The sequence below is a fragment of the Phenylobacterium sp. genome (genome assembly GCF_031181185.1).
In the GTDB taxonomy this organism is placed as follows: Bacteria; Pseudomonadota; Alphaproteobacteria; order Caulobacterales; family Caulobacteraceae; genus Phenylobacterium.
In genome coordinates this window covers 14,874-41,672 of the sequence record NZ_JAPSKZ010000009.1, presented here as the reverse complement: position 1 = coordinate 41,672, position 26,799 = coordinate 14,874, and the positions used below count along the sequence as shown (strand labels likewise).

26 protein-coding genes and 1 tRNA gene are annotated in these 26,799 nt (G+C 69.6%); 16 read left to right on the top strand and 11 right to left on the bottom strand.

Annotated features, from left to right (window positions below; genetic code table 11):
• Window positions 1-147: 147 nt before the first annotated feature.
• The 4 genes from RIF93_RS02190 to RIF93_RS02175 are packed head-to-tail and all read right to left on the bottom strand — an operon-like array spanning window position 148 to window position 3,748.
• Window positions 148-597 carry a GNAT family N-acetyltransferase gene (locus RIF93_RS02190; RefSeq protein WP_375163817.1) on the bottom strand — a complete coding sequence of 150 codons (450 nt, stop codon included), beginning with the start codon at window positions 595-597 and terminating at the stop codon, window positions 148-150.
• Between the two features lie 42 nt (window positions 598-639).
• Window positions 640-1,479 carry a 3-mercaptopyruvate sulfurtransferase gene (sseA, locus tag RIF93_RS02185; RefSeq protein WP_309088003.1) on the bottom strand — a complete coding sequence of 280 codons (840 nt, stop codon included), beginning with the start codon at window positions 1,477-1,479 and terminating at the stop codon, window positions 640-642.
• Between the two features lie 8 nt (window positions 1,480-1,487).
• Window positions 1,488-2,489 carry a cysteine synthase A gene (locus tag RIF93_RS02180; protein WP_309088001.1) on the bottom strand — a complete coding sequence of 334 codons (1,002 nt, stop codon included), beginning with the start codon at window positions 2,487-2,489 and terminating at the stop codon, window positions 1,488-1,490.
• Window positions 2,490-2,536: 47 nt separating this feature from the next.
• Entirely contained in the window at window positions 2,537-3,748 is a 1,212-nt protein-coding gene (locus RIF93_RS02175; protein WP_309088000.1) for a cyclopropane-fatty-acyl-phospholipid synthase family protein, read from the bottom strand.
• Between the two features lie 149 nt (window positions 3,749-3,897).
• Here RIF93_RS02175 and kdsA point away from each other — a divergent pair, with 149 nt between their 5' ends.
• The 5 genes from kdsA to RIF93_RS02150 are packed head-to-tail and all read left to right on the top strand — an operon-like array spanning window position 3,898 to window position 9,375.
• Window positions 3,898-4,755 (top strand): 3-deoxy-8-phosphooctulonate synthase, encoded by an 858-nt coding sequence (gene kdsA, locus RIF93_RS02170; RefSeq protein ID WP_309087998.1) that lies wholly within the window; start codon window positions 3,898-3,900, stop codon window positions 4,753-4,755.
• A gap of 34 nt (window positions 4,756-4,789) precedes the next feature.
• On the top strand, window positions 4,790-6,259 hold the full coding sequence (rfaE2, locus tag RIF93_RS02165) for a D-glycero-beta-D-manno-heptose 1-phosphate adenylyltransferase (RefSeq protein ID WP_309087996.1): 1,470 nt from the start codon (window positions 4,790-4,792) through the stop codon (window positions 6,257-6,259).
• Window positions 6,256-7,257 carry an ADP-glyceromanno-heptose 6-epimerase gene (rfaD, locus tag RIF93_RS02160; RefSeq protein ID WP_309087994.1) on the top strand — a complete coding sequence of 334 codons (1,002 nt, stop codon included), beginning with the start codon at window positions 6,256-6,258 and terminating at the stop codon, window positions 7,255-7,257. Before rfaE2 ends, rfaD begins: the two co-directional genes overlap by 4 nt.
• A 1-nt stretch (window position 7,258) precedes the next feature.
• Window positions 7,259-8,350: a DUF3089 domain-containing protein gene (locus RIF93_RS02155; protein WP_309087992.1), complete on the top strand. Its 1,092-nt coding sequence runs from the start codon at window positions 7,259-7,261 to the stop codon at window positions 8,348-8,350.
• Between the two features lie 26 nt (window positions 8,351-8,376).
• Complete coding sequence (locus RIF93_RS02150) at window positions 8,377-9,375, top strand: NADP-dependent oxidoreductase (protein ID WP_309087990.1); 999 nt, start codon at window positions 8,377-8,379, stop codon at window positions 9,373-9,375.
• Here the strand turns inward: RIF93_RS02150 and RIF93_RS02145 are convergent.
• Entirely contained in the window at window positions 9,372-9,719 is a 348-nt protein-coding gene (locus RIF93_RS02145) for a YciI family protein (protein ID WP_309087988.1), read from the bottom strand. The two genes, RIF93_RS02150 and RIF93_RS02145, sit on opposite strands and share 4 nt — an antisense overlap.
• A gap of 80 nt (window positions 9,720-9,799) precedes the next feature.
• The gene (gene recG, locus RIF93_RS02140; RefSeq protein WP_309087987.1) at window positions 9,800-11,872 is read right to left on the bottom strand and encodes an ATP-dependent DNA helicase RecG; all 2,073 of its coding nucleotides are present in this window, start codon (window positions 11,870-11,872) and stop codon (window positions 9,800-9,802) included.
• Window positions 11,873-11,931: 59 nt separating this feature from the next.
• Here recG and RIF93_RS02135 point away from each other — a divergent pair, with 59 nt between their 5' ends.
• Window positions 11,932-12,219 carry a succinate dehydrogenase assembly factor 2 gene (locus tag RIF93_RS02135; protein ID WP_309087985.1) on the top strand — a complete coding sequence of 96 codons (288 nt, stop codon included), beginning with the start codon at window positions 11,932-11,934 and terminating at the stop codon, window positions 12,217-12,219.
• Window positions 12,220-12,247: 28 nt separating this feature from the next.
• Entirely contained in the window at window positions 12,248-15,700 is a 3,453-nt protein-coding gene (gene mfd, locus RIF93_RS02130; RefSeq protein WP_309088005.1) for a transcription-repair coupling factor, read from the top strand.
• Here mfd and RIF93_RS02125 read toward each other — a convergent pair.
• Entirely contained in the window at window positions 15,697-17,028 is a 1,332-nt protein-coding gene (locus RIF93_RS02125; protein WP_309087983.1) for a diguanylate cyclase domain-containing protein, read from the bottom strand. The two genes, mfd and RIF93_RS02125, sit on opposite strands and share 4 nt — an antisense overlap.
• A 118-nt stretch (window positions 17,029-17,146) precedes the next feature.
• Here RIF93_RS02125 and RIF93_RS02120 point away from each other — a divergent pair, with 118 nt between their 5' ends.
• From RIF93_RS02120 to RIF93_RS02110, 3 genes are all read left to right on the top strand, one after another.
• Window positions 17,147-17,911 (top strand): SDR family NAD(P)-dependent oxidoreductase, encoded by a 765-nt coding sequence (locus RIF93_RS02120; RefSeq protein WP_309087981.1) that lies wholly within the window; start codon window positions 17,147-17,149, stop codon window positions 17,909-17,911.
• 57 nt (window positions 17,912-17,968) lie between these two features.
• A complete protein-coding gene (locus tag RIF93_RS02115; protein ID WP_309087979.1) occupies window positions 17,969-19,084 on the top strand; it encodes a CaiB/BaiF CoA-transferase family protein in 1,116 nt (371 codons plus the stop codon).
• 213 nt (window positions 19,085-19,297) lie between these two features.
• A complete protein-coding gene (locus tag RIF93_RS02110; RefSeq protein WP_309087977.1) occupies window positions 19,298-20,206 on the top strand; it encodes a YihY/virulence factor BrkB family protein in 909 nt (302 codons plus the stop codon).
• Here the strand turns inward: RIF93_RS02110 and RIF93_RS02105 are convergent.
• Window positions 20,181-20,411: a sulfurtransferase TusA family protein gene (locus tag RIF93_RS02105; RefSeq protein WP_309087975.1), complete on the bottom strand. Its 231-nt coding sequence runs from the start codon at window positions 20,409-20,411 to the stop codon at window positions 20,181-20,183. The genes RIF93_RS02110 and RIF93_RS02105 overlap by 26 nt on opposite strands.
• An 84-nt stretch (window positions 20,412-20,495) precedes the next feature.
• Between RIF93_RS02105 and RIF93_RS02100 the strand changes: the two genes are divergently transcribed.
• A complete protein-coding gene (locus tag RIF93_RS02100; protein WP_309087973.1) occupies window positions 20,496-21,947 on the top strand; it encodes an MFS transporter in 1,452 nt (483 codons plus the stop codon).
• Here RIF93_RS02100 and RIF93_RS02095 read toward each other — a convergent pair.
• On the bottom strand, window positions 21,944-22,201 hold the full coding sequence (locus tag RIF93_RS02095) for a hypothetical protein (RefSeq protein WP_309087971.1): 258 nt from the start codon (window positions 22,199-22,201) through the stop codon (window positions 21,944-21,946). The two genes, RIF93_RS02100 and RIF93_RS02095, sit on opposite strands and share 4 nt — an antisense overlap.
• Before the next feature lie 72 nt (window positions 22,202-22,273).
• Between RIF93_RS02095 and RIF93_RS02090 the strand changes: the two genes are divergently transcribed.
• From RIF93_RS02090 to RIF93_RS02075, 4 genes are all read left to right on the top strand, one after another.
• On the top strand, window positions 22,274-22,828 hold the full coding sequence (locus RIF93_RS02090; RefSeq protein ID WP_309087969.1) for an MOSC domain-containing protein: 555 nt from the start codon (window positions 22,274-22,276) through the stop codon (window positions 22,826-22,828).
• Between the two features lie 100 nt (window positions 22,829-22,928).
• The gene (locus tag RIF93_RS02085; protein ID WP_309087967.1) at window positions 22,929-24,245 is read left to right on the top strand and encodes a pilus assembly protein; all 1,317 of its coding nucleotides are present in this window, start codon (window positions 22,929-22,931) and stop codon (window positions 24,243-24,245) included.
• Window positions 24,245-24,775 (top strand): TadE/TadG family type IV pilus assembly protein, encoded by a 531-nt coding sequence (locus RIF93_RS02080; protein WP_309087965.1) that lies wholly within the window; start codon window positions 24,245-24,247, stop codon window positions 24,773-24,775. The genes RIF93_RS02085 and RIF93_RS02080 overlap by 1 nt, the downstream gene beginning before the upstream one ends.
• On the top strand, window positions 24,775-25,161 hold the full coding sequence (locus tag RIF93_RS02075; RefSeq protein WP_309087963.1) for a pilus assembly protein: 387 nt from the start codon (window positions 24,775-24,777) through the stop codon (window positions 25,159-25,161). Before RIF93_RS02080 ends, RIF93_RS02075 begins: the two co-directional genes overlap by 1 nt.
• On the opposite strand, the gene RIF93_RS02070 is transcribed toward RIF93_RS02075, so the two are convergent.
• Together RIF93_RS02070 and RIF93_RS02065 are read right to left on the bottom strand one after the other, a co-directional pair.
• Window positions 25,158-25,574: a DUF2147 domain-containing protein gene (locus RIF93_RS02070; RefSeq protein ID WP_309087961.1), complete on the bottom strand. Its 417-nt coding sequence runs from the start codon at window positions 25,572-25,574 to the stop codon at window positions 25,158-25,160. The two genes, RIF93_RS02075 and RIF93_RS02070, sit on opposite strands and share 4 nt — an antisense overlap.
• 116 nt (window positions 25,575-25,690) lie before the next feature.
• Window positions 25,691-25,780: transfer RNA gene (locus RIF93_RS02065), tRNA-Ser, on the bottom strand.
• 110 nt (window positions 25,781-25,890) lie between these two features.
• Here RIF93_RS02065 and RIF93_RS02060 point away from each other — a divergent pair.
• Entirely contained in the window at window positions 25,891-26,790 is a 900-nt protein-coding gene (locus RIF93_RS02060) for a septal ring lytic transglycosylase RlpA family protein (protein ID WP_309087959.1), read from the top strand.
• The last annotated feature ends 9 nt before the right edge of the window (window positions 26,791-26,799 follow it).

Below are 26,799 nucleotides of genomic sequence, written 5' to 3'. Positions count from 1 at the left end.
TACCAGGCGATCCGGCAGGTCGGCGCGTATCACGAGATCTTTCGGCGGGACCTGGGCGCCGACTCGGCGCTGAAGCTCGACCGCGGCCTGAACGCGCTCTGGACCGCGCCCAAGCCCGGCCTGATGTACGCGCCGCCGATCCGCTAGCTAGAGCGTCAGCACCATGGCGCAGCGGTCGGAGAGGCCCTTCGCCGCCTCGGCCTGCAGGATCGTCTGCAGCGCCGGCAGCCGATCGTCCTCGACGAAGCCCAGCGAGGCGTAGAAGGGGCCGTTCCACGGCACGTTCCGGAAGGTCGTGAGGCTGACCCGGGCGAAGCCGTGGTCGCGAGCCCAGGCGATCACATGGGCGATCAGGCCCCGGCCGACACCGCGGCCCTGATGGCCCTGCTCGACATCCACCTCGTCGATGTGCAGGCGATCGCCGTCGGCGCTGGCGGCGACGAAGGCGATGACGCGGCCGTCCACCTCCGCAACCCAGAGCGTGCCGGCGGCCAGCTGCGGCCGCCAGGCCTCAGCGGAGGAAGCGTGGGTGAGAAGGAACGCCGGCACGTCGCGGCCCTGGAAGGCCTGGGCGGCGGAGCGCTCGATGCGGGGCAGGTCGGCGAGGTCGGCAGGACGCGCTTGGCGGAAGTCTATGGATCAGGCTCCAGTGACGACGGCGGTGTCGGGGCGCCCGCCCCATTCCGTCCACGAGCCATCGTAGACCGCAACATCGTCGCGGCCCAGCCGGGCGAGCGCCAGGGCCAGGACCGCGGCGGTGACGCCCGAGCCGCAGGTCGTGACGATGGCGCGGGAAAGGTCGATGCCGACGTCCTCGAACAGGGGGCGCAGCTCGCCCTCGGACTTCAGCGTGCCGTCGGGGTTCACTACCTCGTCGAAGGGCAGGTTCAGAGCGCCGGGCATATGGCCCGAGCGGAGGCCGGCGCGGGGTTCCGGCGCCTGACCGCGGAAGCGGGTGGTCGAGCGGGCGTCCAGCAACTGGGCGTCGCCGGCCTGGAGGTGCGCCTGGACCTGCACGAGGTCGCGGACCAACTCGGGACGGAACGCCGTGTCCGCAGCCGTGGGGGCTGGCTGGGCGGCTTCGCTGGTGACGACGCGGCCCTCGGCGCGCCACTTCCGCAGGCCCCCGTCCAAGACGAAGACGCGCGGGTAGCCCATGGTCCGGAGTGTCCACCACACGCGAGGGGCCGAGTAGAGCCCGTGGGCGTCGTAGACGACGATCGTGGCGTCGCGGCCGAGCCCCAGCTCGCCGGCCGCCTTCGCGAAGGCTTCGGGCGCCGGCAACATGTGCGGCAGATCGGTCGAGCGGTCGGCGACGGCATTGATGTCGAAGAACACTGCGCCCGGAATGTGCGCCACCTCGTAGGTGTCGCGACCGTGCCCTGGTTGGCCCACCAAGGGCAGGGTGGCGTCCACCACGCGCAGGTCGGCGTCGTAGAGATGCGCTTCCAGCCAGTCGGTCGAGACCATCGGGTCCATGGGCGCCGCTACTCCAGCCAGGGCGGGCAGGGCAGGCCCTTCTCCCGCAGGAACTCGGGGTTGAAGATCTTGGACTGGTACCGCTGGCCGTGGTCGCACAGCACGGTGACGATGGTGTGGCCGGGCCCGAGGTCCTTGGCCAGGCGGATCGCGCCGGCGACGTTGATGCCGGTGGAGCCGCCCATCACCAGGCCTTCGAACTCCACGAGATCGTAGATGGCCAGCAGCATCTCCTCGTCCGAGATGCGATAGGCGCGGTCGATCTTCAGGCCTTCCAGGTTGGCCGTGATGCGACCCTGGCCGATGCCCTCGCTGATCGAGCCGCCCTCGGCCTTCAGTTCGCCGTCCGTGTAGTAGTTGTAGAGCGCCGCCCCGTGCGGGTCGGCGAGGCCGATCACCACGTCGGGCTTATGGGCGCGCAGGACCTCAGCCACGCCGGCCAGGGTGCCGCCCGAACCGACCGCGCAGATGAAGCCGTCCACCTTACCGTCGGTCTGGCGCCAGATCTCAGGGCCGGTGCCGTGGACGTGGGCCTGCCGGTTGGCGACGTTGTCGAACTGGTTCGCCCAGACCGCGCCGGCGGGCTCCTTCGCGTTAAGTTCCGCAGCCAAGCGACCGGAATATTTCACATAGTTGTTCTCGTTGGCGTAGGGGACGGCGTCCACCTCCACCAGTTCGGCGCCGTAAAGGCGAATGGCGTCCTTTTTCTCCTGGCTCTGGGTGCGTGGGATGACGATGGTGCACTGATAGCCCAGGGCCTTGCCGACCATGGCCAGGCCGATGCCGGTGTTGCCCGCCGTGCCCTCGACGATACGGCCGCCGGGCCGCAGCAACCTCTTCTGTTCGGCGTCACGGACGATCCAGAGGGCGGCGCGGTCCTTCACGGACTGGCCGGGGTTCATGAACTCGGCCTTGGCGAGGATTTCGCAGCCGGTGATCTCGCTGGCGCGGCGCAGGCGCAGGAGCGGCGTGTTCCCGATGGCGTCCAGGACGCTGTTGGCGACTTGCATGGCCGCTACTTAGGCAAGGCGCACGCGTTGCAACAGGCCAGAAAGCCTTAAGTCCGGGCCAAGCTGAGCTGAACGACGTCGGTCCGCGCCGTCCGGAACCCCGCTTCGCAGTAAGAGAGATAGAACTTCCAGAGCTTGCGGAACCGCTCGTCAAAGCCGAGGCGCCGAATGTCGTCCCAGGCGCCTTCGAAGCGCCGCGCCCACTCGGCGAGCGTGTCGGCATAGTGCTGGCCGAACCGGCTGACCCCAGCCCACGAGAGGCCCGCACGCTCGGTCTCGGCCTTCAAGCGCGCCTCGGACGGCAGCATGCCGCCTGGGAAGATGTACCGCTGGATGAAGTCTGCGCGGCGGCGGTAGCGATCGAACAGCTCGTCGCGGATGGTGATGATCTGCAGGCCGGCGCGGCCGCCCGGCGCCAGGCTCTCGCGGATCTTGCCGAAGTAGGTGGGCCAGTAGCGCTCGCCGACCGCCTCGAACATTTCGATGGAGGCGACGCGGTCGAACTGGCCGTCCACGTCGCGGTAGTCGACCAGCCGGATGTCGGCCCGGTCGGCCAGGCCCTGCTTGAACATGCGCTCCTTGGCGAAGCGATACTGCTCTTCCGAGATGGTGATGCCCGTCACCCGAGCGCCGACCTCGCGCGCGGCGTACTCGGCGAAGCCGCCCCAGCCGCAGCCGATCTCGAGGACGTGCTGCCCCGGCTTCAGCTCCATGCTCTCGGCGAGGGTCCGATATTTCCGCTTCTGGGCCTCGGAGAGCGCCTCGCCTGGTTTCTCGAAGCGCGCCGACGAGTAGGTCATCGTCGGGTCCAGCCAGCGCGAGTAGAAGGCGTTGCCGAGGTCGTAATGGGCGTGGATGTTTCGCCTCGAGCCGGCGCGGGTGTTCGGCCGCAGCAGGTGGCTCAGGTAGTGCAGCGCCGACATCAGCGGATTGCCGGTGGCCACGCGGTGCATGTTGTTGAAGTTCAGCGCCAGGACCTCCAGCAGGGTCGAGAGATCGGGCGTATCCCACTCGCCGGCCATGTAGCCTTCGGCGAAGCCGATGTCGCCGGAGGCCAGCACCCGGTTCATGAACCGGTAGTCGCGGACGACGAGGCGCCCCTCGCGCCCCGGCGATGCGCCGTTCGTGCGGACCTCGCGTCCATCCGGAAGTTCGAAGACGAGAACGCCCGCCTGCCAGTTGCGGGCGATGATGCGTACGGCCGCCTTGAAGGCGGCGGGCGCACCGTCGAGATCCTGCATCGTCCGATCCAGGCTCATGGTCGCTTCCCCCTTGAGCGTCATAGTCAAGATAACACCGATCCACAGGTAGGTGCGAATCGGCGCGGCTGTAGGGCCCAGGCCGCCGGGGCTTGCGATCGGCGACGGCTCGCGCGACTTAGGCGCGCCCGCCGCCGGAAGGAGACGTTATGGCCGTCCTGAAGCTCGATCGCTGGAACCTCGCTATCGGCGACGACCAGCCGCTGACCGTGATCGCCGGTCTCAACGTGCTGGAGGACGAGGCGCTGGCGCTTTCGGTGGGCCGCCATCTGAAGGACGTCTGCGGCCGGCTCGGCCTGCCCTATGTGTTCAAGGCGAGCTTCGACAAGGCGAACCGTTCCTCGATCTCGAGCTATCGGGGTCCTGGTCTCGAAGCCGGATTGAAGACCCTGCAGGCGGTCAAGGACGCGCTGAATGTCCCGATTGCCACCGACATCCACGAGCCGGACCAGGCCGAGCCGCTGGCGCAGGTCGTCGACCTCCTGCAGATCCCGGCCTTCCTGTGCCGCCAGACCGATCTGGTCGTGGCGTCGGCCCGGGCGATCCACGCGACGGGCGGCCTGCTGCACGTCAAGAAGGGGCAGTTCCTGGCGCCGTGGGACGCCAAGAACATCGTCTCGAAGGTGAAGGAAGCCGTGGGCGGCGCCGATATCACCATCCTCTGCGAGCGCGGCTCGTCGTTCGGCTACAACAACCTCGTGGTCGACATGCTGGGCATCGGCGAGATGAAGAAGCTTGGCTGTCCCGTCACCATCGACGCGACGCACGCCGTACAGCTGCCGGGGGCCGACCCGCGGACCGGCGGCGCGTCCACCGGCGGACGGCGCGAGGGCGTGGCGGTGATCGCCAAAGCCGCCGTCGTCTCGGGGGCGGACGGAGTGTTTCTGGAGTTCCACCCGGACCCCAACAAGGCCCTGTGCGACGGGCCCAGCGCCCTGCCGTTGGACGCCGCCGAGGGTCTGCTGCGCCAGCTGAAGGCGCTGCACGAGGTCAGCCGCGCGGCTTGACCCTGCCGCCAACGCGCCGCACACCCTGAACGCCATGGATCTGGCCGCTCTCCAGCATCTCCTGGGCGACGTCCCGGGCAAGCGGGTCGCCTGCGTGGGCGACCTGATGGTGGACCGTTTCGTCTACGGGCGCGTGAGCCGCATCTCGCCCGAGGCGCCGATCCCCGTGATGGCCCGCAGCCACGAAATCGTCATGCTGGGCGCGGCGGGGAACGTCGCCCGCAATGTGGCTGCGCTGGGCGGCTCGGTGGCTCTGGTCGGCCTGGTCGGCGGCGACGCAGAAGGGCATCAGGCGTCCGAGCTGGTCGGGCAGGAAACGGCGATCGAAGGCTATCTCGTCACCGACGCCAGCCGGCCCACCACCCTGAAGACCCGCTTCGTGTCGGGCGGCCAGCAACTGCTGCGCGTCGACCTCGAAGAGAGCCGGCCGGTCATGGGCGAGTGCGAGCAGCATCTCGTGCGCACCATCAAGGACGCCGCCCAGGGCGCGGGCGTGATCCTGCTGTCGGACTACGGCAAGGGCGTGGTGACCGACGCCGTCATCGCCGCCTGCCGTGAGGTGGCCGCCGAGACGGGCGCCAAGGTCGTGGTGGACTCCAAGGCCCGTTCTTTCGCCCGCTATGGCGACATCGACCTCGTGAAGCCGAACGCCGCCGAGCTGTCCCACGCCACGGACCTGCCGGCGGAAACCGACGCCCAGGTGGAGGCCGCCCTGACCCGGGCGCTGGAGCTCTGGCCGGCGAAGGGCGTGCTGGTCACCCGCGGCGGCAAAGGTGTTGCGCTGGCGCTGCGGGGCGAGCCTGTGCGGCACTTCCCGACCGTCGCGCGCGAGGTGTTCGACGCCTCCGGGGCTGGCGACACTGCCCTGGCGGCCCTGGGCCTGGCTCTCGCCGCGCAGGCGGATCTGGAGACCGCAATCGCCTTCGCCCAGCTCGCCTCGGGTGTGGCGGTGGGCAAGGCCGGCACCGCGACGGTGGGCCCCGAAGAGCTGGTGGAGGCGGTGCTGACAGCCCACATGGCGCCCGCCGAGGCCAAAATCGCCACGCCGCAGCGCATGGTGGAGGAGGTCGCCCGCTGGCGCGCCCAGGGCCTGCGGGTGGGCTTCACCAACGGCTGCTTCGACGTCCTCCACCGCGGGCACGTCGCCTACCTGACCCAGGCGAAGGCCTGGTGCGACCGGCTGATCGTGGGGCTGAATTCCGACGCCTCGGTGAAGGCGCTGAAGGGCGAGGGCCGCCCGGTGAATGACCTGGAGAGCCGCGCCCTGGTGCTCGCCGGCCTGCAGAGCGTCGACCTGGTCGCGCCGTTCGAGGAGCTCACGCCGCTGAAGCTGATCGAGGCGGCGCAGCCCGACGTGCTGGTCAAGGGCGCGGACTATTCCGAGGACCAGGTGGTGGGCGCCGAACAGGTGAGATCCTGGGGCGGCGAGGTGAAGCTGGCGGCCCTGGTCGACGGCTATTCCACGACCGCCGCCATCGCCCGCATGAAGAAAGAACCGTCATGACCCGCAGGATCGTCTTCGTGACCGGCGGCGCGGGCTTCATCGGCTCGAACATCGCCGCCAAGCTCGCCGAGGACCGCGGCCTGGACGTGGTGGTCTGCGACCGGTTGCGCGAGGCCGAGCTCGGCAAGTGGCGCAACATCGCCAAGCATCCGATCGGCGACTTCGTCGCGCCCGAGGACATGTTCGACTGGCTGGAGAAGCGCTGGCGCGACGTCGAGATGGTCGTCCACATGGGCGCCATCAGCTCCACGACGGAGCCGGACGCCGACAAAATCATCCACGCGAACTTCACCCTCAGCCGCGACCTGTTCCGCTGGTGCGCGGACCGGCAGCGGCGGCTGATCTATGCGAGCTCGGCGGCCACATACGGCGGGGGCGAGCACGGCTTCGAGGACGACAACGACTACGAGGCGCTGGCCAGGCTCCGGCCCCTAAACACCTACGGCTGGTCCAAGGCGCTGTTCGACCTGTTCGCCGTACGTCAGGCGAACCGGGACTACGCGCCGCCGCAGTGGGTCGGGCTGAAGTTCTTCAACGTCTATGGGCCCAACGAGGAGCACAAGCACTCGATGAAGTCCGTGGCGGCCCAGATCTGGCCGAAGGTGCGCGAGGGCCACTCGGTGCAACTCTTCAAGAGCTACCGGGCCGACGTGCCCGACGGCGGGCAGAAGCGCGACTTCGTCTATGTGCGCGACGCGGCGAACGTCGCCCGCTGGCTGCTGGACAGCCCACAGGTGAGCGGGATCTTCAATCTGGGATCGGGTGCGGCCCGCACCTTCGAGGACATGGCCCGGAACGTCTTCGAAGCGGCCGGCAAGAACGCCCAGATCGAATACACGCCGATGCCGCCGGCGATCCGGGACAAGTATCAGTACTTCACCGAGGCGCGCATGGACCGGCTGTTCGAGGCCGGCTACCCGGGCCGGATGACGTCGCTGGAGGAGGGCATCGGCGACTACGTCGGCCGCTACCTCAGCCAGCCCGATCCGTATCGCTGACATGACCGAGGCCCAGCCGCGCCGACGCAGGTGGCTCACCGCGCTGTTACTGGGCGCCGTGCTGCTGGTGGGCGTGGCGGTGGGCGTGTTCTGGGGCGACCTGCAGCAGACCGCGCTCGACCCCAAGGCGCCGTTCCAGACCTACAAGCCGCCGCCCGGACCGGACTATTCGCGCAGCGCGGCCTGGTGGCTCCTGCCGCGCAGCCAAGGCGGGCCCCAGGCCGACGTCTTCTTCATCTCACCCACGACCTACGACGGCGGCGAGCACTGGAACGCGCCGCTGGACAATCCACACGCCGCCGAGCACTTCCGCGAGGCCGTGGCCCCGAACTACGTGGGGCCGTTCGTCAGCGTTGGCCGCGTCTATGCGCCCAAGTACCGGCAGGCCAGCCTCTACAGCCTGCTGACCCTGCGCGAGGACGCACGGGAGGCGCGCCGCTTCGCCTACGGCGACGTGCAGGAGGCGTTCCGCACCTATGTCCAGCGCCACAATGGCGGCCGGCCATTCTACGTGGTGGGCGTGGAGCAGGGCGGCACCCTGGGCCTGCGCCTCCTGGAGCAGGAGGTCGCCCGCGATCCGACGCTGAGCAGCCGGCTGGTGGCGGCCTATCTGGTGGACACTGTAGCGCCGGCCGACCGGCCGCCGATCCCGCCGTGCGTCGAGCCCGGCCAGACCGGCTGCCTGGCGGCCTGGGTTCGGGCGTACGACGGTGAGTTCGACGCGGCCAAGCGCAAGCTGGACCGGGCGCTGATCTGGGATGAGCGCGGCGAGCTGGTGAACCTGCGGCCCCGACCGGCCCTGTGCTTCAACCCCGTCCTAGGGGCGGTGACCGACAGACCCGCGCCGGCGCGCCTGCACCAGGGAGCGGCGAACGCCACCGGGCTGGAGTGGGGGGCGCGGCCGGCGTTCCTGGCCCGCCAGGTATCGGCCCGCTGCGAAGGCGGCGTGCTGCTGGTGAGCCGGCCGAAGTCGGCGTCGCTGAAGAAGACCGGATCTTGGGCCGAGCGGCGCAAGGCGCCCGGCTTCAACCTGTTCTACGCCGACCTGGAGGCCGACGCGAAAGGGCGCCTGGCCTCTTTCCTGGCACGGTGAGACAACAAGACGAGAAAGGCGCGACCATGCCCGAGACCAACCGCCAGATCGTGCTGGCCGAACTGCCGCACGGCTCTCGGAGCCCCGCCCATTTCCGCCTGGTCGCGGGCGAGCGGCCGCGAGCCGGCGAGGGCGAGGTGGTGGTGCGGACGCGCTACGTCTCGCTGGACGCGGCCAACCGCGCCTGGATGCAGGGGGCGACCTATCGCTCGGCCCTCAACGCCGGCCAGGTGATGGCGGGCGGCGCGTTGGCCGAGGTGGTGGAGTCCAAGACGCCCGAGCTGGCCGTGGGCGACCTGGTGTTCGCAGACACGGGTTGGCAGGACTATGCCGCGCTGCCGGGCAAGCGGCTGACCAAGCTGCCGCGGATGGAGCCGCTGACGCACCTGCTCAGCGTCTATGGCGTGGCGGGCCTGACCGCCTATTTCGGCCTTCTGGAATGCGGCCGACCCGAGGCGGGCGAGACGGTCGTGGTCTCGGCCGCCGCCGGCTCGGTGGGCTCGATCGTCGGGCAGATCGCCAAGATCAAGGGCTGCCGCGCCGTCGGCGTGGCCGGCGGAGCCGAGAAGGGGCGTTGGCTGACGGACGAACTCGGGTTCGACGCGGCCGTCGACTACAAGGCCGCCGACTTCAAGAAACAGCTGCGCGAGGCGTGTCCGGACGGCATCGACGTCTACTTCGACAACGTGGGCGGCGACGTCTTCGAAGCGTGCCTGTTCGGCATGAAGACTTTCGGGCGGATCGCCTGTTGCGGCGCCGTCTCCCAGTACGACGGCGAGGCGCCGCGGCACGGGCCGCGCGGCGTGCCGGGCCTGATCGTCACCAAGCGGCTCAGCCTGCGCGGCTTCATCGTTTCGGACTTCGACGACAAGCGCACCCAGGCGCTGGCCGACCTGCAGAGCTGGGTGGCGTCGGGCCAGCTCAAGGTGCAGGAGGACGTCATCGACGGCCTGGAGAACCTGCCCCAGGCCCTCGTCGGCCTCCTGCACGGCGAGAACCGCGGCAAGCGGATGGTGCGGGTCTAGATCTCCAGCTCTGGGCGCACTTCGATGGTCGCATGGCGGGCCATCGGAATACCCGCGGCCAGGCGCAGCGCTTCGTCCATGTGGGCGGCCTCGACGAAGATGAAGCCCACCAGGACCTCCTTGGTCTCGGCGAACGGTCCGTCGATGATCTGGCGACGGCCGCCACGATTGCGCAGCGTGCGAGCGGTGTCGACCGGCTGCAGCGCCGAGGCGGCGATGAAGTGGCCGTCGCGCGCCAGCTGTTGGTCATACGCCAGGGAGTCGCGGTCCAGGGCGTCGCGCTCCGCGGGGCTCAGACCATCCAAGCCGCCGGGGGCGAGGTAAACAAGGCAAAGGAACTTCATTGTGGGTCTCCCGACTAGGCGGCCGATGCGGCCGCGGCGGCTGGAAGACGGACGCGGGCGGCGAAACCCCTCAAACTTTCCTATCCCGCGTCCCGTAGCGCCAGGCCGGCCTTCCAGTCGAACAGCTCCTGCAGGATCTGCAATGCCTTGCCGCGGGCGCTGGCGAGCTCGGCGTCGCGGCTGACGATCAGGCGGGCGTCGTCCCCCGCGGTGGCGATCAGGTCCCGATGCGCAAACGGGTCGGCGAATACGTAATCGGGGAAGCCCGACTGGCGGAGACCCAGCGCATCGCCGCCGCCGCGAAGCTCCAGGTCCTTCTCGGCGATGAGGAAGCCGTCGTCCGTGCGCCGCAGGATGTCGAGGCGCTGCTGCGCGGTCTCGGACAGCGGCGGGTCGTACAGCAGCACGCAGGCGCTCTCGCGGGCGCCGCGGCCCACGCGTCCGCGCAACTGGTGCAGCTGGGCGAGGCCGAAGCGCTCGGCCTGTTCGATGACCATGATGGTGGCGTTCGGCACGTTCACGCCGACTTCCACGACCGTCGTGGCCACCAGCACCGACAGTTTGCCGTCGGCGAAGTCGGCCATGACGGCGTCCTTCTCAGGCCCGCTCATCTTGCCGTGGACGAGGCCGACGCTGGGCAGCAGCTTCTTCAGCGCGAGCGCCCGCATCTCGGCGGCGGCGAGGTCGCTTACCTCCGACTCCGAGACCAGGGGGCAGATCCAGAAGGCCTGGGCGCCGCCGGCCACCACGTCGCGCAGCCGCTGCACGACCTCGCCCATCCGCGGCATCGGCACCGCCCGGGTGGCGACGGGCGTGCGGCCGGGCGGCTTTTCGTCGATGCGACTGACGTCCAGGTCGCCGTAGACGGTGAGCTCGAGCGTCCGCGGGATCGGCGTCGCCGACATCGCCATCAGGTGGACGGCGTCGCCCTTGGCCTGCAGCCGCTGGCGCTCGGCGACGCCGAAGCGGTGCTGCTCGTCGATGACCACCAACTGCAGCTTCTGGAACGCGACGTCGTCTTGGAACAGCGCGTGGGTGCCCACGGCCACGGCGGCCTCGCCGGACCCCAGGCGCATCAGCTTCTCGGCGCGCGCCTTGCCTTTGTCGCGGCCGGTCAGCAGCACGACGCCCACGCCGTGATCCGACAGCGGGCCCGAGATGGTTTCATAGTGCTGCCGGGCGAGGATCTCGGTCGGCGCCATCAGCGCCGTCTGACCGCCGCCCGCGGCCACGTCGGCCATGGCGCACATGGCCACCACGGTCTTGCCCGAGCCCACGTCCCCTTGGATCAGCCGGCTCATGCGTTCGCCCGAGGCGAAGTCAGCGCGGATGTCGGCGAGAGCGCGGCTCTGGGCCCCCGTGAAGGCGAAGGGCAGGTCGCTCTGCACCCGCGCGGCGACCTCGCTGGGCGCGATCTTTGCAGCGGGTTCGCGGCGGCGGGCGGCCTTGCGCTGGGCGAGCGCCAGCTGGTGGGCCAGCAGCTCGTCGTAGGCCAGGCGTCGCAGGTGCGGGCTGAGCGGCGAGAGGTCGGCCTCGCTCTCGGGCGAATGCATCCGCGCCAGGGCCTCGCGCCAAGCCGGGAAGCGCTCGCGCGCGAGGAACGCCGGATCCTGCCACTCCGGCAGCTCGGGCGCCCGCTCCAGGGCTTCCAGCACGAAGGTCCGCACGCGCCGCGCCAGCAGGCCCTCGGTCGCCGGATAGATCGGCTCGATCTCCGGGATCTCTTCGGCCTTATCGGGATCGGCCATGTAGTCCGGATGAACCATCTGGCGGCCGAACTTGTCGTCGTTGACCTTGCCCGAGACGATCCGGCGGGCCCCGACGGGGTGGCGCTTCTCAAGCGCGTCGGCGAAACGGCCGAAGAAGACGAGGGTGATCCAGCCGGTCGGGTCCGAGGCGCGGATGCGCCAGGGCTGGCTGTTCGCGCGCGGCCGCTGATGCTCTTCGATCATGAGTTCGAAGGTCATGATCTCGCCGTCGCGGGCCGCCGACAGGACGGCGGGCGTACGGCGCACGAGGCTGTGCGGCTTCAGGAACGCCACGTCGCGCACGATCGGCCCGGCGACGCGCTCGAGCAATGGCGCCACGCGCGGCCCCACGCCCTTCAGCGTGCTCACCGGTGCGAAGAGCGGGAACAGAATCTCCGGCCGCATTCTTCGAACATAGCTTACTGGCGCTGGAGCGAGGGGACCTCTATATCCGCGACCTCCTGATGACCCATGACGATGCACGGCTGAAGAAGCTCAAGCTGCGGGCCTGGCGCCGCGGTTTCCGGGAAGCGGACCTCATTCTGGGGCCGTTTGCGGACAAGCACGTCTCCACGTTCTCGCCCGAAGAACTGGACTGGTTCGAGCGGCTGCTGGAGCAGCCCGACCAGGATCTCTACGGCTGGATTCTCGGCACGCAGCCGACGCCCGCCGAGTTCGACGGCGAATTGATGAGCCGTCTCAAGGCGTTTCGGGACGAAGTTTACGCGAAGGGGATGGACGGTGGCAGCTGACGGATCGCGTCCGGTGAGCGCCGCCCAGCTGCGCCGTGTCGCGGAGGATCCCGGCCGCCTTGATCTGGTGGGCGCGCCTGAAGGCTTCGACGCCCTGGTCATGGCCGATGTGGTCAAGGCGCGGAAGGGCCTGTCGGTGTTCGTCGCCCGGGACGGCGCGCGACTGTCGGCCTTCGTGGACGCCTTCCGGTTCTTCGCCGAGAACGTCGAGGTCCTGAGCTTCCCGGCCTGGGATTGCCTGCCGTACGATCGGATCGGACCGTCGCCAGGCGTGGCCGCTCAGCGGATGGCGACACTCTCGCGCCTGGCCGCGGGGTTGGACGAGAAGAAGCCGATCCTGCTGGTGACCTCGGTCCCGGCGCTGCTGCAGCGGGTGCCGCCGGTGAAGTTCGTCAAGCGGGCGAGCTATTCGGCGAAAGTCGGCAATTCCGTCGAGATCGGCGACCTCGAGCGCTACTTCGCCGTCAACGGCTACAGCCGCGCCTCGACCGTCTCGGACAAGGGCGAGTTCGCCATCCGCGGCGGGGTCATCGACGTCTTCCCCCCGACGGCCGAGGAGCCGGTGCGCCTGGACCTGTTCGGCGACACGCTGGAGAGCATCCGCGCCTTCGATCCCGAGACCCAGCGTTCCACCAAGCAGCTGAAGGACGTGTCCCTGCTGCCGGTGAGCGAGGCGCTGCTGGACGCCGACGCCATCAGCCGCTTCCGCACCGGCTACCTCGAGAGCTTCGGCGCGCCGGGCGACGATCCGCTGTACGCCGCCATTTCGGAAGGCGGCCGCCGCGCCGGCATGGAGCATTACCTGCCGCTGTTCTACGGCGAGATGGCCACGCTGCTGGACTACCTGCCGAAAGACGCCCTGATCGCCTTGGACCACCTGTCGCGCGACGCGCGCGACGAGCGGCTGGAGATGATCGCCGACGCCTACGAGAGCCGAGCGGCGACCGAGCGCAAGGTGCACTACCACCCGCTGGAGCCGACGCGCCTCTACCTGGACAAGGACGAGTGGTCCGAGCTGCTGGCCAAGCGCGCGACGCGCCGGTTCTCGGCCTTCCAGGAAGCGGAAGGCGAGGTCGTGATCGACATGGGCGCGCGTCAGGGCCGCGACTTCGGGCCTGAACGGAAGCTCGACAGCGTCAATCTGTTCGAGGCGACGGTCGATCATGCCAAGAAGCTGTCGTCCGACGGCAAGCGCGTGCTGTTCGCCTCGTGGTCGGAAGGTTCGTCCGACCGGCTGGGTCACATGCTGGCCGATCATGGCCTGAAGAGCCTGCCATTCGCCGCCTACTGGGACCAGGCGAAGGCCGCCGACCCGAAGAAGCCGCAGCGGGTCGTGCTGCCCCTCGACCACGGCTTCGAGACCGAGAACCTGGCGGTCATTTCCGAGACCGACATCCTGGGCGACCGGCTGGCCCGCCCGCGGAAACGCCGTCGCGCGGCCAACTTCCTGGCCGAGGCCTCGGCGCTGACCCCCGGCGACCTCGTCGTCCACATCGACCACGGCATCGGCCGGTACGCGGGCCTGAAGACGCTCGACGTGCAGGGCGCGCCGCACGACACCCTGGAACTGCAGTACGGCGGCGAGGCCAAGCTGTACCTGCCGGTCGAGAACATCGACCTCCTGACCCGCTACGGCGCGGACGGCGAAGGCGTGCAGCTGGACCGCCTGGGCGGCGCGGCCTGGCAGGCGCGGAAGGCCAAGGCCAAGGAGCGGCTGCGGGAGATGGCCGATGGCCTCATCCGCATCGCCGCCGAACGGGCCACCAAGAAGACCGACGCCATGGAGCCGCCGCACGGCGTCTTCGACGAGTTCTGCGCGCGCTTCCCGTACGAGGAGACCGACGACCAGCTGGCGGCCATCGCCGACGTGCTTGAGGACCTGTCGGCGGGCAAGCCGATGGATCGGCTGGTCTGCGGCGACGTGGGCTTCGGCAAGACCGAGGTGGCGCTGCGGGCCGCCTTCGTGGTCGCGATGAGCGGCCAGCAGGTCGCGGTGGTGGCGCCCACGACGCTCCTGGCGCGGCAACACTACAAGACCTTCGTCGAGCGCTTCGAGGGCTGGCCGGTGCGCGTCCGCCGCCTGTCGCGCCTCGTGCCCGCCAAGGAGGCCGCAGAGACCCGCGAGGCTTTGGCCAAGGGCGAGGTCGAGATCATCGTCGGCACGCACGCCGTGTTGTCCAAGCAGGTCAGCTTCAAAGACCTGGGCTTGGTGATCGTCGACGAGGAGCAGCACTTCGGCGTGAAGCATAAAGAGAAGCTCAAGGAGCTTCGGGCCGACGTGCACATGCTGACGCTGACCGCTACGCCCATTCCGCGGACCCTGCAGATGTCTCTGTCGGGCATCCGGGAAATGTCGATCATCGCGACCCCGCCGGTCGATCGCCTGGCGGTGCGGACCTACATCACGCCGTGGGATCCGGTCGTCATCCGCGAGGCGCTGCTGCGCGAGAAGTACCGCGGCGGCCAGGCCTATTTCGTCGCCCCGCGTGTCAACGATCTACCCGAGCTGGAGCGGTTCCTGCGCGAGCAGGTCCCCGAGGTGAAGTTCGTCGTGGGCCACGGCCAGATGAGCCCGACCCAGCTCGAGGAGGTGATGAGCGCCTTCTACGACGGCCAGTACGATGTGCTGCTGTCGACGACGATCGTGGAGAGCGGTCTCGACATCCCCACGGCCAACACCCTGATCATCCACCGCGCCGACATGTTCGGCCTGGCCCAGCTGTACCAGTTGCGCGGGCGGGTGGGCCGATCGAAGGCGCGCGCCTACGCCTACATGACGACTCCGGCCGAGAAGCAGCTGACCCTGTCGGCCGAGAAGCGACTGAAGGTGCTGCAGTCTCTGGACAACCTCGGCGCCGGCTTCCAGCTGGCCAGCCACGACCTGGATATCCGCGGCGGCGGCAACCTGCTGGGCGAGGAGCAATCGGGTCACATCCGCGAGATCGGCGTCGAGCTGTACCAGCAGATGCTCGAGGACGCGGTCAACGAGCTGAAGACCCGCGCCGGCGCCGAAGGTCTGGTGGTCGACCGGGGCTGGTCGCCGCAGATCAACACCGGCGCGGCCGTGCTGCTGCCCGAGGAATACATCCCGGACCTGAACGTCCGGCTGGCGATCTACCGCCGCATCTCGGACGCCGAGAAGGTGGACGACCGGGAAGCCCTGGCGGCCGAGCTGATCGACCGCTTCGGGCCGTTGCCGCCGGAAGCCGACCAGCTCCTGAAGGTCGTCGCCATCAAGGGCCTCTGCCGCCAGGCCAACGTCGCCAAGATCGATGTGGGTCCGAAGGGCGCGGTCGTCACCTTCCGCAACGACGACTTCCCGAACCCCATGGGTCTCGTCCAGTTCGTGGCCAAGAACCAGGTCGCCTGGAAAGTCCGCCCCGACCACAAGGTCGTCGTGAAGGGCGAGTGGGAGACGCCCGTCCAGCGCCTGAACGCCGCCGAGAAGGTGCTCGCGGAACTGGCGAAGCTGGCCGCTTAGCTGGCCTTCCGGCCCGCTGCCGCCGCCGCGGCCTTCTCCAGCGCCTGGACGACTTGGTCAGGCGAGGTGACCTCGGCCGCGCCCATGTCGAATTCTGCGACGAACGGCTGATTGCCGTCGCCGGCCTCGAAGGCCGTGCAGCCGATCACCGCCGAGATTCGCTCCCCGGCCGCCTTGGCGGCGTGCAGGGGCGTGGCGGGCAGGGCGAGCGCGAAGACCTCGGGGCCGAGCCGGGCGCCGGTATCCTCCACCCGAACCAACCGGCCGATCATGGAGCCGATCTGCGGCACAGCGCGCGCAACCCAGCCGCCGGTCCGCGGCGCGCGCAGCTCGGGCTTGTCGGCCAGCTTCAGGACGCAGACGCTGAGCGGCCGGTTACGGGCGCGGGAGGCGCGGGCAAGCCGGGCCAGATGGGCCGCGAACAGGTCGCGGGTGAAGAGACCGGTGGCGGCGTCCATCAGACCCGAATGGCGGGCCTGCTCGAGAGCGTCGCGCACCGCCTTCTGGCGGCGGAAGGCGCGGGCCAGCTCGACCACGCGGCGGGCCGTCTCGCTCTCGGGCGTCTCGGGCGTGGCCACGTCGGTGATGCCGCGGTGATAGGCCTCGGCGCTGGTCAGGGACGACTCGCTGCGCAGATAGAGCAGGGCGGGCGTGTGGTAGAGCCGAGTGTTTCGGCGCATGCCGGCGGCGATGGAGAGCGACTCCTGGGCGTTGTCGCCGGCCCACAGAACCACGGCGTCGAACGGCCGCTCATGCAGGAAGTCGAAGGCGGTGAACGCCGTGAAGGCGCCGACCACCTCGGCGCCGTTGCGGGCCAGGGCGTTGGACAGCGCCAGGAACTGGGGCGCGGGCTCGCCGATGCAGAGCACGCGGTAGGGCGTCGGGTCGTCGGCCGGCAGCTCCAGCACATGGCCGCGCTCAGCGAAGGTGTCCAGACGCAACTCGAACTCTTCCTCGGAAACCGCTGTACGGACGAGGGTTTCCAGCCGCATGGCCGCCTGCGCCGGGTGCAACGGCGGGGCGATGGTGAGGTCGAAGCCGAGGTCCTTCAGGAACGGATCCGGCGCGCCGATGGCCACCACGGGCATGCGCCGCGGGACGCACGCGGCCTTCAGACGACCGGCAATCTCCGGGCCTTCGTCGCCGAAGCCGGAAAGGTCCACGATGGCGGCCTCGATTTGCAAGTCGGAAAGCGCGACCTCAGCGCTCGCGAGCCTGCGCGCTGTCACCGTGCGCCAGCCGAGCCGGTCCAGCCCCTCGGCGAGGGGACCGGCCACGGAATCGTCGCGCGCCAGGATCAGAACCCGGGCTTGTACGCCTGACGCCATTTCCCCATCCCAAAACGCCCGACCGTGTCCTAAGCACGGAATCGCGCGCACCCAAAGCCGGACTGAATAGGCGCGCGCAAAGGTTGCAGAAAGGCTGAGGGGCCGGAGGAAATCGGGGATGGCGGGCCAACTTTCCGGAAAGATCGCGGTCGTGACGGGCGCCAGCGGAGGTCTGGGCGCGCATTTCGCCCGGCTGCTGGCGCGGGAAGGCGCCGCCGTGGCCATCACGGCGCGGCGTAGCGACAAGATCGAAGCGCTGGCCGGCGAGCTGCGCGACAGCGGCGCCAAGGCGGTCGCCCTGCCGTTGGACGTGGCCGACGCCCACGCCATCGGACCCACGTTCGACCAGGTCCAGGCGAAACTCGGCCCCATCGACATCCTGGTGAACAACGCCGGCGTGGGCGGCGAGGGCCTGGCCCTCGAGCTCTCGATCGAGGACTTCGACAACACCTTCGCGGTGAACGTCCGAGGGACCTATTTCGCCGCGGTGGAGGCGGCGCGGCGGATGATCGCCGCTGGCGTCGAGGGCCGCATCGTCAACATCGCCTCGATCGCCAGTCATACCGTGCTGCCGGGGCTTTCGGCCTACTGCGGGTCTAAGGCGGCGGTCGCCATGCTGACGAAGAGCCTGGCGCGCGAATGGGCGAAGCGGGGAATCGCGGTCAACGCACTGGCTCCCGGCTACATCGAGACCGACATCAACGCCGCCTGGTGGCCCACGGAGGGAGGCCAGAAGCAGCTGAAGGGCTTCCCGCGCCGGCGGCTGATGGAGGCGAGCGACCTCGACGCCGCCTTCCTGATGCTGGCGGGGCCTGCGGCGCGGGCGATCACCGGCACGCTCGTGACGGTCGACGACGGCCAGTCGCTGCCCGGCGGCGGCTGACGCTTGGCTGACGCTAGGTCGCGGCGCTTATCTCCCGCCAACGACCAGGAGGAATCCATGCGCCAGGGACCGCTGACGGGCCTGAAGATCGTCGAGTTCGCCGGCATCGGGCCCGGACCGTTCTGCGGCATGCTGCTGTCGGACCTCGGCGCCGACGTGGTGCGCATCGACCGCAAGGGGGGCCGGGGCGGGGCTCCGTCGGACATCACTTCGCGCGGCCGCCGCTCGATCGCCCTGGACCTGAAGAGCCCCGAAGCCGTCGAGGCGTGCCTGAAGCTGATGGAGAAGGCCGACGCGGTCTTCGAGGGCTTCCGGCCGGGCGTGATGGAGCGCCTGGGCCTCGGGCCGGAGATCGCCCTGGAGCGCAACCCGAAGCTGGTCTATGGCCGCATGACCGGCTGGGGCCAGACCGGGCCGTACGCCCATGCCGCTGGTCACGACATGAACTACATCGCCATTACGGGCGCGCTGCACGCCATCGGGACCGAGGACAAGCCCGTGCCGCCCCTGAACCTGGTGGGCGACTTTGGCGGCGGGGCCCTCTATCTCGCCTTCGGCCTGCTGGCGGGCATTATCCAGGCGCGAGAGAGCGGCAAGGGCCAGGTGGTGGACTGCGCCATGAGCGATGGCGCGGCTTCGCTGATGGCCATGTTCTACGGCTTCAAGGCCTCGGGCATGTGGACCGAGCAGCGGCGCTCGAACCTGCTCGACGGCGGGGCCCACTTCTACGACACCTACCAGTGCTCGGATGGCAAATGGGTGTCGATCGGCTCGATCGAGCCCCAGTTCTACGCCCTGCTGCTCGAGAAGACCGGCATCACCGACCCGGACTTCCAGCGACAGATGGACCGGTCCATGTGGCCGACGCTGCGCGAGAAGCTGGCTAAGGTGATCGCGACCAAGACCCAGGCCGACTGGACCGAGCTGATGGCGGCGACCGATGTCTGCTTCGCACCCGTTCTAGACCTGGACGAGGCGCCGAAGCATCCGCACAACGCGGCTCGCCAGACCTTCGTCGAGGTCGCCGGCGTCACCCAGCCGGCGCCGGCTCCCAGGTTCTCGGCGACACCCGGCGCCATCCAGGGACCGCCCCCGCAGGTGGGCGCCCACACGACCGAGGCGCTGGCCGAATGGGGCTTCTCGGAAGCTGAAATCGCCGCCCTCGGAAGCTGAAGGTCCCGTTCAGACTGGGTTCAGCCACAGCGGCGCATTTTGCGCATCGGACGGTCGTCGCGCTCTCCCGTCCCTCGAAGCGGCGGCCGACCCGGATGGAACGACACGCCCATCGGCGGCCCGCTACCTCCCCAGGTGGCGGGCCGTTATGGTTTCGGGGGTCGACTTGCCCCGGCCTTGCGAGTCAGCGGCGGCTTCACCACCCTGCGCCCGATGAACAGGCTGGGCCAACGGCTGCGCGCCATCGACTGGGATCCCACCCATTGGGCGCGGACGGTCCTGCTGATCCTCGGCAAGGCGCTGTCGCGGCTCTGGGGCCGGGACGTCATGCTCTACACGGGCGGCGTCAGCTTCTTCGCGATGCTGGCCATCTTCCCGGCGCTGGCGATTCTGATGGGCGTCTACAGCCTCGTGGCGGACCCGACGGAAGCGGCGGCGCAGGGCGAGTACCTGGCTCGCATCATGCCCGACGCGGCCCGTCTGATCTTCCAGAGCGAAATGCTGCGCCTCAGTCACGCGCCGTTCGAGGCCGTCTCGTTCCAGAGCGGCGTGGCCCTCATCGTCGGCGGGTATGCCACGCACCGGGGCTTCAAGGCGCTGCTGGCCGGCCTGTCCTTCGTCCACGACGAGGACAAGCCGCGGGGCTTCGTCGGCTTCAACCTGATGGCGCTGGTCGTGCTGATCGCTGTGTTCGCAGGCCTGGGCGCGCTGTCGGTCGTCTTCTTCGGCTTCCGGATCCTGGGCGAGACGTTCGAGCTGCGGCCGCTTCGCGGCGCCTGGTGGCTCTACAGCGAGTGGACCTGGGCCAGCGCCGGCATGACCGCAGGCATGACGCTCATCTACCGCTGGGCGATGTCCCGCGACCCGGTGGACTGGCGCGCCTCGCTCCTCGGCGGGGCTGCCGCGGCGGCGCTCTGCATCTTCGCCTCGTGGGCGCTGGGCTTCTACGTCGAGCAGATCGCGCAGCTGGGAGCCACCTACGGCTCGGTCGCGACCGTGGTGATCTTCCTGATCTGGCTGTCCTGGAACGTGAACGCGCTGTTCTTCGGGGGGGCGCTGGCCACCGAGGTGGAGCTCGCCCTGCACACCCGGCGGTCTAGCCCTTCGCCACCAGGAAGCTGAGTCCGCCGTCCACCTCGGCCTGCTCGAGAACCTGGGCGCCGGCCGCGGCCGCGAAGTGAGGCACGTCGATGCGGGCCAGCGGATCGTCGGCCAGCAAGCGCACGCGCCCGCCCACCGGCGCGGCCTCCAGCGCGCGCCTCAGCTTCAGGGTCGGCACCGGGCAGCGATGGCCTCGGGCGTCCACCAGGATTTCGTCGGACGACATGCGGCGGGCCTTACACCAGGGCTGGCCGGGAACCCAAGCTTGGCCTTCGCGGTTGTGGGCGCACCAGGGACAGCAGGCGGGCGGATGGACGCGCGGGGGCAGGTCTTCACCACGGACATACCGGCGAGGCTCGATCGCCTGCCGTTCAGCCGCTTCCACTGGCTGGTCGTGATCGCCCTGGGCGTCACCTGGATCCTCGATGGTCTGGAGGTGACCCTGGTCGGCTCGCTGGCCCCCGCCATCGCGGGTCCCGATGGCCTGGGCCTCACCGCCCAGCAGGTGGGCTGGACGGGCAGCGCCTACATCCTGGGCGCCGTGCTGGGCGCACTGGTGTTCGGCCGCCTGACGGACCGGTTCGGCCGCCGGCGGCTCTTCACGATCACGGTGCTCGTCTATCTGGTGGCGACCATCGCCAGCGGCTTTGCGTGGGACTTCTGGTCGTTCCTGCTCTTCCGGTTCCTGACCGGGGCCGGGATCGGCGGCGAGTATGGCGCGATCAACTCGGCGATCGACGAGCTGATCCCGGCCAGGCGCCGCGGCCAGACGGCGCTCGCCATCAACGGCAGCTTCTGGATCGGCGCCGGGCTGGGGGCCGTCGGTTCGCTGGTCGTCCTGGACCCGGACATCGTCGACCAGGAACTGGGCTGGCGGCTGGCCTTCGTGGTCGGCGGCCTGCTGGCGCTGATCATCGTCTTCGTGCGGCGCTACATCCCCGAGAGCCCGCGCTGGCTGCTGACCCATGGGCGCCCGGAGGAGGCCGAGGCGGTCGTGCGCGAGATCGAGGTCCGGATCGAACGGCACGTGGCGCTGCCGCCGATGCTGCGGCCGCTGCCGAAGCTGCGGTTCTTCCACCGCGGCCCGACCAGTTGGACCGAGATCGTCCACACCCTGCTGCGCCGCCATCGCCGGAGGACCGTGCTGGGCCTGGTCCTCATGGCCACACAAGCCTTCTGCTACAACGCGATCTTCTTCACCTACGCGATGATCCTGACGCGATTCTACGGCGTGGAGCCGGCCAAGGTGGGCTGGTTCATGCTGCCGTTCGCGCTGGGCAACGTCCTGGGGCCGCTGCTGCTGGGCCGGCTGTTCGACAGCTGGGGCCGCAAGACGATGATCGCCCTGACGTACGGCCTGGCCGGCGTATTGCTGTGCCTGACCGGCTGGCTCTTCGCCCGCGGCGCGCTGACGGCCGAGAGCCAGACCGCCGCCTGGATGGTGATCTTCTTCTTCGCCTCGGCCGGCGCGAGCGCCGCCTATCTGACCGTGGGCGAGCTCTTCCCGCTGGAGACCCGGGCGGTGACCATCTCGCTGTTCTACGCGGTCGGCACCCTGCTGGGCGGCGTGGCGGGTCCGGCGCTGTTCGGCGCGCTGATCGACACGGGCGAGCGCGGGCAGATCTTCTCGGGCTACCTTCTGGGCGGCGCGCTGATGGTCCTCGCGGCGATCGTGACGCTGTGGCTGGGCGTGCGCGCAGAGCGCAAGAGCCTGGAGGAGATCGCTGCGCCTCTGTCGCTGGCGCCCGAGGACGTTCCCTAGACCGCGCGCCGGATCGGAGGACCGCGCCGCTCGGCCTTCATCAGGGCCCAACCCTCGCGCGTCAGGAAGAAAGCATTCGGGGAGCCGCGCCAGCCGTTCGCCGCCGCGACGCCGCCGGCCCGCTGCAGCAGCTTCAGGCCGCAGAGCTTGATGCAGAGCCCAATGGCGATCGGATCGCGCTCCACCAGAGGTCCTTCAAGCGCCGACCGGAGGAGGGCGCGTTCTTCCGTGGTCAGGCCGGGCATCGGGGTCATGCTGCGTGAACGCCGAGCCGCGCCGTCTGTTGCGCCGCTGACGTTGCGGACGAACCGGGCTAGAACGCGGACATGGATCGGACCGGCGCGGGCGTGGTGGTGGCGGTGAGCCGCAAGAAGAGCCACGGCGTCGACAAGCCTAACCAGCTGATGATCCGCCTGATCGCGGGTGAAGGCGTCGAGGGCGACGCCCACTGCGGCGCCAAGGTGCGCCACCGGAGCCGGCGGCGGTTCAATCCGGGACTTCCCAACCTGCGACAGGCGCACCTGCTGCACGCCGAGCTCTTCGACGAACTGGCGGCCTTGGGCTTCGCGATCCGGCCCGGCCTGATGGGCGAGAACGTCACCACGCGCGGCATCGACCTCCTGAGCCTGCCCACCGGCGCGCGGGTGCGGCTGGGCGAGAGCGCGATCGTCCAGCTGACGGGGCTCCGCAACCCCTGCGCCCAGTTGGAAGCGATCCAGCCGGGCCTGATGCAGGCTTGCCTCGGTCGCAGGGCTGACGGCGAGGTGGTGCGCAAGGCCGGCGTGATGGGCGTGGTGCTGGCGGGCGGCGAGGTGAGCGCCGGTGACCGGGTGTGGGTGGAGCTGCCGCCAAGGCCCCACACGCCCCTGAAGCCGGTCTAAGCCGCCCAACAGCGTTGCCGGCGAATAAACCAAGTCGTTCAGCCGTTTCTTAAGCGCGAAGGCCAAGATTGGCGGACCTCGATGTTCCGAGGAGGCTAAGGTGGCTCTGACCCTGCGCGAAAGGTTCGACAGGTTCCGGCACGACCGGATGGGCAACGTCGCCGTGACGGCGGCGCTCGTGGCGCCCGTGCTGCTAGGCTCCGTGGGCATGGGGGCCGAGGTGGCCTCCTGGTACGGCGACAAGCGCGCGATGCAGAACGCCGCCGACTCCGCGGCCGTCGCCGCGGCGGCGAACGGGCGGCCCGGCCAGTTCGTCGACGAGGCCAAGGCGGTGGCTGCGAGCTACGGCTACGAAGACGGCGAGGACGGAGTTGTCGTCGAGGCCGTGAACAACGTGGCGTGCCCGGACAGCGGGGCGGCCAACTGCTACCGCGTCACCGTTTCGCGGCCGCGGCCGCTGCTGCTGGCCCAGGTGGTCGGCTATGGCGGCGACACATCGGTCGATGGCTCCCCGGCCAAGCTGATCCAGGCCACGGCGGTCGCCAAGCAGGCCAGCGGCCCGCGCGAATACTGCGTGCTGGCGCTTGCCGGCAGCGGCGACCCCGAAGCCATCCGCAGCAACGGCGGACCCAAGGCCGACCTGTCCGGGTGCAGCGTGATGTCGAACAGCAGCGCCCGCTGCAACGGCCATGACCTGAAGGCCGATGTGGGCGACGCCGTGGGCCTCAATAACGGCTGTGGTAAGAAGCAGAACTCCAACGTCAAGAAGCTTGCCGATCCCTACGCCGAGCTCGCCACGAACGTTCCTCCCGTGCCCTGCGTGGAGTTCCACACGCTCCCGAAGAAGAAGCGCAAGCCCGGCGATTTCCCGCCGGAGAACCAGTTGGCCGACCAGGACCATTTCGACACGCCGAAGTGCGGCGACGTCGAGCTGATCCTGCCGATCACCATCACCGAGGACAAGGTGCTGGTCATCCGTGAGGGCAAGCTTGACCTCAGCAACTTCGCCCTGAAGACCGCCCCGGGCGCCAGCCTGACGATCGTCTTCGTTGGTTCCGATCCCAGCCGCGAGCACGGCATCGTGGGCGACGGCGTACTCGACTTCGCCGCCCCGAAGACCGGACCCTGGGCGGGCGTGGCCATCTACCAGTCGCCGACCATCCCGAGCGAAGCGATCAGTTACGCTGGCAACTCGCCGACCTGGAACATCACCGGTCTCGTCTACATGCCGAAAGCCAGCATGACGTTCTCCGGCGCGGTGAACAAATCCAGCAACGGCCTGTCCTGCTTCGTCCTGGTGGTGGACAACCTGCTGATCAACGGGACCGGCAGCATCCTCTCCTCGGGTCAGTGCGCGGCGGCCGGCTTGAAGATGCCGACGTCGGACGGCGCCAGCCGGGGTCAGCTGGTCTCGTGATGCGACCGATACGCTTCCTTGCCCGCTTCCGCGCGGCGGCCGACGGCGCCGCCGCCGTGGAGATGGCGCTCGTCAGCTCCCTGTTTGCGGGCGCGCTCATGAACGTGGCCGAGGTGGGCCGCTATGCGTACACCGTCACCCAGGTGATCAACGCCAGCCAGGCCGGCGTCCAGATCGCGCTCGCGCGCTGCGCCGCGGACAAGACGCCGGTGACCCTGAAATGCCCGGACGTCGAAGACATGGCCGAAAGTGCGGTGGAATCCACCTCGCTGGGCTCGCAAGTGACGATCCAGGGCGGCCTCGTGGAGGCCTGGTATTGCGTCGGCAGCGACGGCGCGTTGCAGCAAGTCGCAACGGCGGCCCAGAACAAGCCCGCGGACTGCTCGGCCGCGGGCGAGAAGGGTCGCAAGCCCGGCCTCTATGTTTCGGTGGAAGTCTCGCATCCGTACGAGCCGCTGTTCCCCGGCCTGACGTTGGTGGAGAGCCTGCCCGAGACGATCGTACGGTCGGCGCGGATGCGGGTGGCGTGATGCGGCTCCGCACCTTCTGGCGCGACCGACGCGGCGCCTCGGCCGTGGAGTTCGGCCTTCTGCTGCCGCTGTTCGTGATGCTGATCCTGGGAGGCATCAGCGTCTCGCAGCTGATGTTCGCCGTGAACAGCCTCCACTTCGCCGTGGAAGAGGCCGCGCGCTGCGGCGCCATCAACACGACGGCGTGCGGCACCTTGCTCGCAACGGAGACCTACGCCCGGGAACGCTACTCGGGACCCAACGTGGCGGCCCAGTTCGACGCGACGGACGCGGCCTGCGGCCGGCGGGTGACGGTGAGCGGCCAATATCGGCTGGAGGCGGGCGTGGCGACCTGGAACGTGCCGCTGTCGGCGGAGTCGTGCTTCGCCGCTCCGCTGGCGAGCTAGCCGGGGACGCGCACCCAGACCTGCGACTTGCAGGCGATGTTGGCGATCAGGCAGCCGCGCGCGCGCAGCCGGTCCTCGGCGAGCAGTTCGGCGGTGCCGGAAAAGGTGGCGTTGAGGTCGGGGACGAACACCTTGCCCCGCCAGCGACCGTTCGGCTGCGGATTGAAGTTCCGAAACAGCTGCAGCCCGATCAGGTTCGCCGTGCCGCCCTTGCGCGCGTCGGCCTGGGCCTCGGCGTCGGCCCAGACCACATAGCCGCAGGCGCTGGTCCCGCAGGGCCGCACGTCCACGTGCACGCTGTTCTTCGGGTTGCGCCAGACCCCGTAGATCGATGAGCCCGGCTGAGCCTGCGCCACAGGGGCGGCGAGGGCGACCGCAGCCGTCAGGGCGAAAACGAGTTTCGAGATCCGCATTCCAAGAGCTCAGGTACCGCAGTTCGCCAGAGGTGCAAACGCGGCCATTCGCGCGGCTTCTGCCACGGGCGACTTAGATAGGACCTGAACGACCCGCGGCAAGGCTAGGTCAGCTCTGGCGGATGGGGTGGGATTCGAACCCACGGTAGGCTCTCACCTACGGCGGTTTTCAAGACCGCTGCCTTAAACCACTCGGCCACCCATCCGGCGGAGGCGGCCTATAGCAGGGCAGCGCGGGCCGCTCCACCGCAACCCTCCGTTAACCGTGACGCAAGCGTTCCGCCGCAAGCTCCGCCGCGAACGAGGGGAGGCCGGCATGGCGACGGCGCATGCATTCCGACTGATCACGGTGCTCGCGGCGGGCGCCTCGCTGGCGGCCTGCGCGAGCATCGAGCCCCGCTACGCGTCGAGGCCCGGCGCCAGTCCGCCGCCGGCCGGAGCGGGCGGCTACAAGGTGGGCAAGCCGTACCAGGTGGGCGGCGTCTGGTACACACCGCGTGAGCAGCCGGACTACGACGAGGTCGGTATCGGCTCGTGGTACGGCGACGCCTTTCACATGAAGGCCACGGCCAACGGCGAGATCTTCGACATGAACGCCGTCACGGCCGCGCACACCACCCTGCCGCTGCCCTCGGTCGTGGAGGTCACCAACCTCGAGAACGGACGGAAAATCCAGGTGCGGGTGAATGACCGCGGGCCATTCGTGGACAACCGGATCATCGACCTGTCCCGCGAGGCCGCACGCCAGCTGGGCTATGACCGCAAGGGACTGGCCAAGGTGCGGGTCCGCTATGTGGGACCAGCGCCGCTGCTGGGTCGCGAGGCGGGCGTTCGGTACGCCTCGGCGAACGCGAAGGTCGCCGACGACGCGACCCTGATCGACGTCGCGGCCGGCCTGCCGGCGCGGCCGGAGCCTGTGACGGCCCAGGCCCTGCCGCCGATCGCGACAGCGCCGGCCGTGGCGGCGACCCCTGCGGCCGGGGGCGGCCTGCGCATTCAGGCCGGCGCCTTCGCCAGCGAGGGCAACGCTCAGCGGGCGGTCTCCCAACTCTCCCCGGCCGGGCCGGCGACCATCGAGCCGCTCCAGCGCGCCGACGGGGTCACCCTCTACCGCGTCGTCTTGCCCGCGCCGGCCGACGAGGCCGAGGCCTATGCGCTGCGCGACCGGGTAGCCGAGATCGGCTTCGCCGACGCCCGGGTCGTCAGACCGTTCTGACCCGCTGGA

What these genes read in the sequence shown, in the direction of transcription:
- RIF93_RS02155 (WP_309087992.1), top strand. Translation starts at nt 7,259, where the DNA reads ATGACCGAGGCCCAGCCGCGCCGACGCAGGTGGCTCACCGCGCTGTTA.
- RIF93_RS02060 (WP_309087959.1), top strand. Translation starts at nt 25,891, where the DNA reads ATGGCGACGGCGCATGCATTCCGACTGATCACGGTGCTCGCGGCGGGC.
- RIF93_RS02070 (WP_309087961.1), bottom strand. Translation starts at nt 25,574, where the DNA reads ATGCGGATCTCGAAACTCGTTTTCGCCCTGACGGCTGCGGTCGCCCTC.
- RIF93_RS02175 (WP_309088000.1), bottom strand. Translation starts at nt 3,748, where the DNA reads ATGAGCCTGGATCGGACGATGCAGGATCTCGACGGTGCGCCCGCCGCC.
- RIF93_RS02075 (WP_309087963.1), top strand. Translation starts at nt 24,775, where the DNA reads ATGCGGCTCCGCACCTTCTGGCGCGACCGACGCGGCGCCTCGGCCGTG.
- RIF93_RS02115 (WP_309087979.1), top strand. Translation starts at nt 17,969, where the DNA reads ATGCGCCAGGGACCGCTGACGGGCCTGAAGATCGTCGAGTTCGCCGGC.
- RIF93_RS02120 (WP_309087981.1), top strand. Translation starts at nt 17,147, where the DNA reads ATGGCGGGCCAACTTTCCGGAAAGATCGCGGTCGTGACGGGCGCCAGC.
- kdsA (WP_309087998.1), top strand. Translation starts at nt 3,898, where the DNA reads ATGGCCGTCCTGAAGCTCGATCGCTGGAACCTCGCTATCGGCGACGAC.
- RIF93_RS02095 (WP_309087971.1), bottom strand. Translation starts at nt 22,201, where the DNA reads ATGACCCCGATGCCCGGCCTGACCACGGAAGAACGCGCCCTCCTCCGG.
- RIF93_RS02145 (WP_309087988.1), bottom strand. Translation starts at nt 9,719, where the DNA reads ATGAAGTTCCTTTGCCTTGTTTACCTCGCCCCCGGCGGCTTGGATGGT.
- RIF93_RS02125 (WP_309087983.1), bottom strand. Translation starts at nt 17,028, where the DNA reads ATGGCGTCAGGCGTACAAGCCCGGGTTCTGATCCTGGCGCGCGACGAT.
- RIF93_RS02100 (WP_309087973.1), top strand. Translation starts at nt 20,496, where the DNA reads ATGGACGCGCGGGGGCAGGTCTTCACCACGGACATACCGGCGAGGCTC.
- RIF93_RS02080 (WP_309087965.1), top strand. Translation starts at nt 24,245, where the DNA reads ATGCGACCGATACGCTTCCTTGCCCGCTTCCGCGCGGCGGCCGACGGC.
- RIF93_RS02090 (WP_309087969.1), top strand. Translation starts at nt 22,274, where the DNA reads ATGGATCGGACCGGCGCGGGCGTGGTGGTGGCGGTGAGCCGCAAGAAG.
- rfaE2 (WP_309087996.1), top strand. Translation starts at nt 4,790, where the DNA reads ATGGATCTGGCCGCTCTCCAGCATCTCCTGGGCGACGTCCCGGGCAAG.
- RIF93_RS02135 (WP_309087985.1), top strand. Translation starts at nt 11,932, where the DNA reads ATGACCCATGACGATGCACGGCTGAAGAAGCTCAAGCTGCGGGCCTGG.
- RIF93_RS02105 (WP_309087975.1), bottom strand. Translation starts at nt 20,411, where the DNA reads ATGTCGTCCGACGAAATCCTGGTGGACGCCCGAGGCCATCGCTGCCCG.
- sseA (WP_309088003.1), bottom strand. Translation starts at nt 1,479, where the DNA reads ATGGACCCGATGGTCTCGACCGACTGGCTGGAAGCGCATCTCTACGAC.
- recG (WP_309087987.1), bottom strand. Translation starts at nt 11,872, where the DNA reads ATGCGGCCGGAGATTCTGTTCCCGCTCTTCGCACCGGTGAGCACGCTG.
- rfaD (WP_309087994.1), top strand. Translation starts at nt 6,256, where the DNA reads ATGACCCGCAGGATCGTCTTCGTGACCGGCGGCGCGGGCTTCATCGGC.
- RIF93_RS02110 (WP_309087977.1), top strand. Translation starts at nt 19,298, where the DNA reads ATGAACAGGCTGGGCCAACGGCTGCGCGCCATCGACTGGGATCCCACC.
- RIF93_RS02150 (WP_309087990.1), top strand. Translation starts at nt 8,377, where the DNA reads ATGCCCGAGACCAACCGCCAGATCGTGCTGGCCGAACTGCCGCACGGC.
- RIF93_RS02180 (WP_309088001.1), bottom strand. Translation starts at nt 2,489, where the DNA reads ATGCAAGTCGCCAACAGCGTCCTGGACGCCATCGGGAACACGCCGCTC.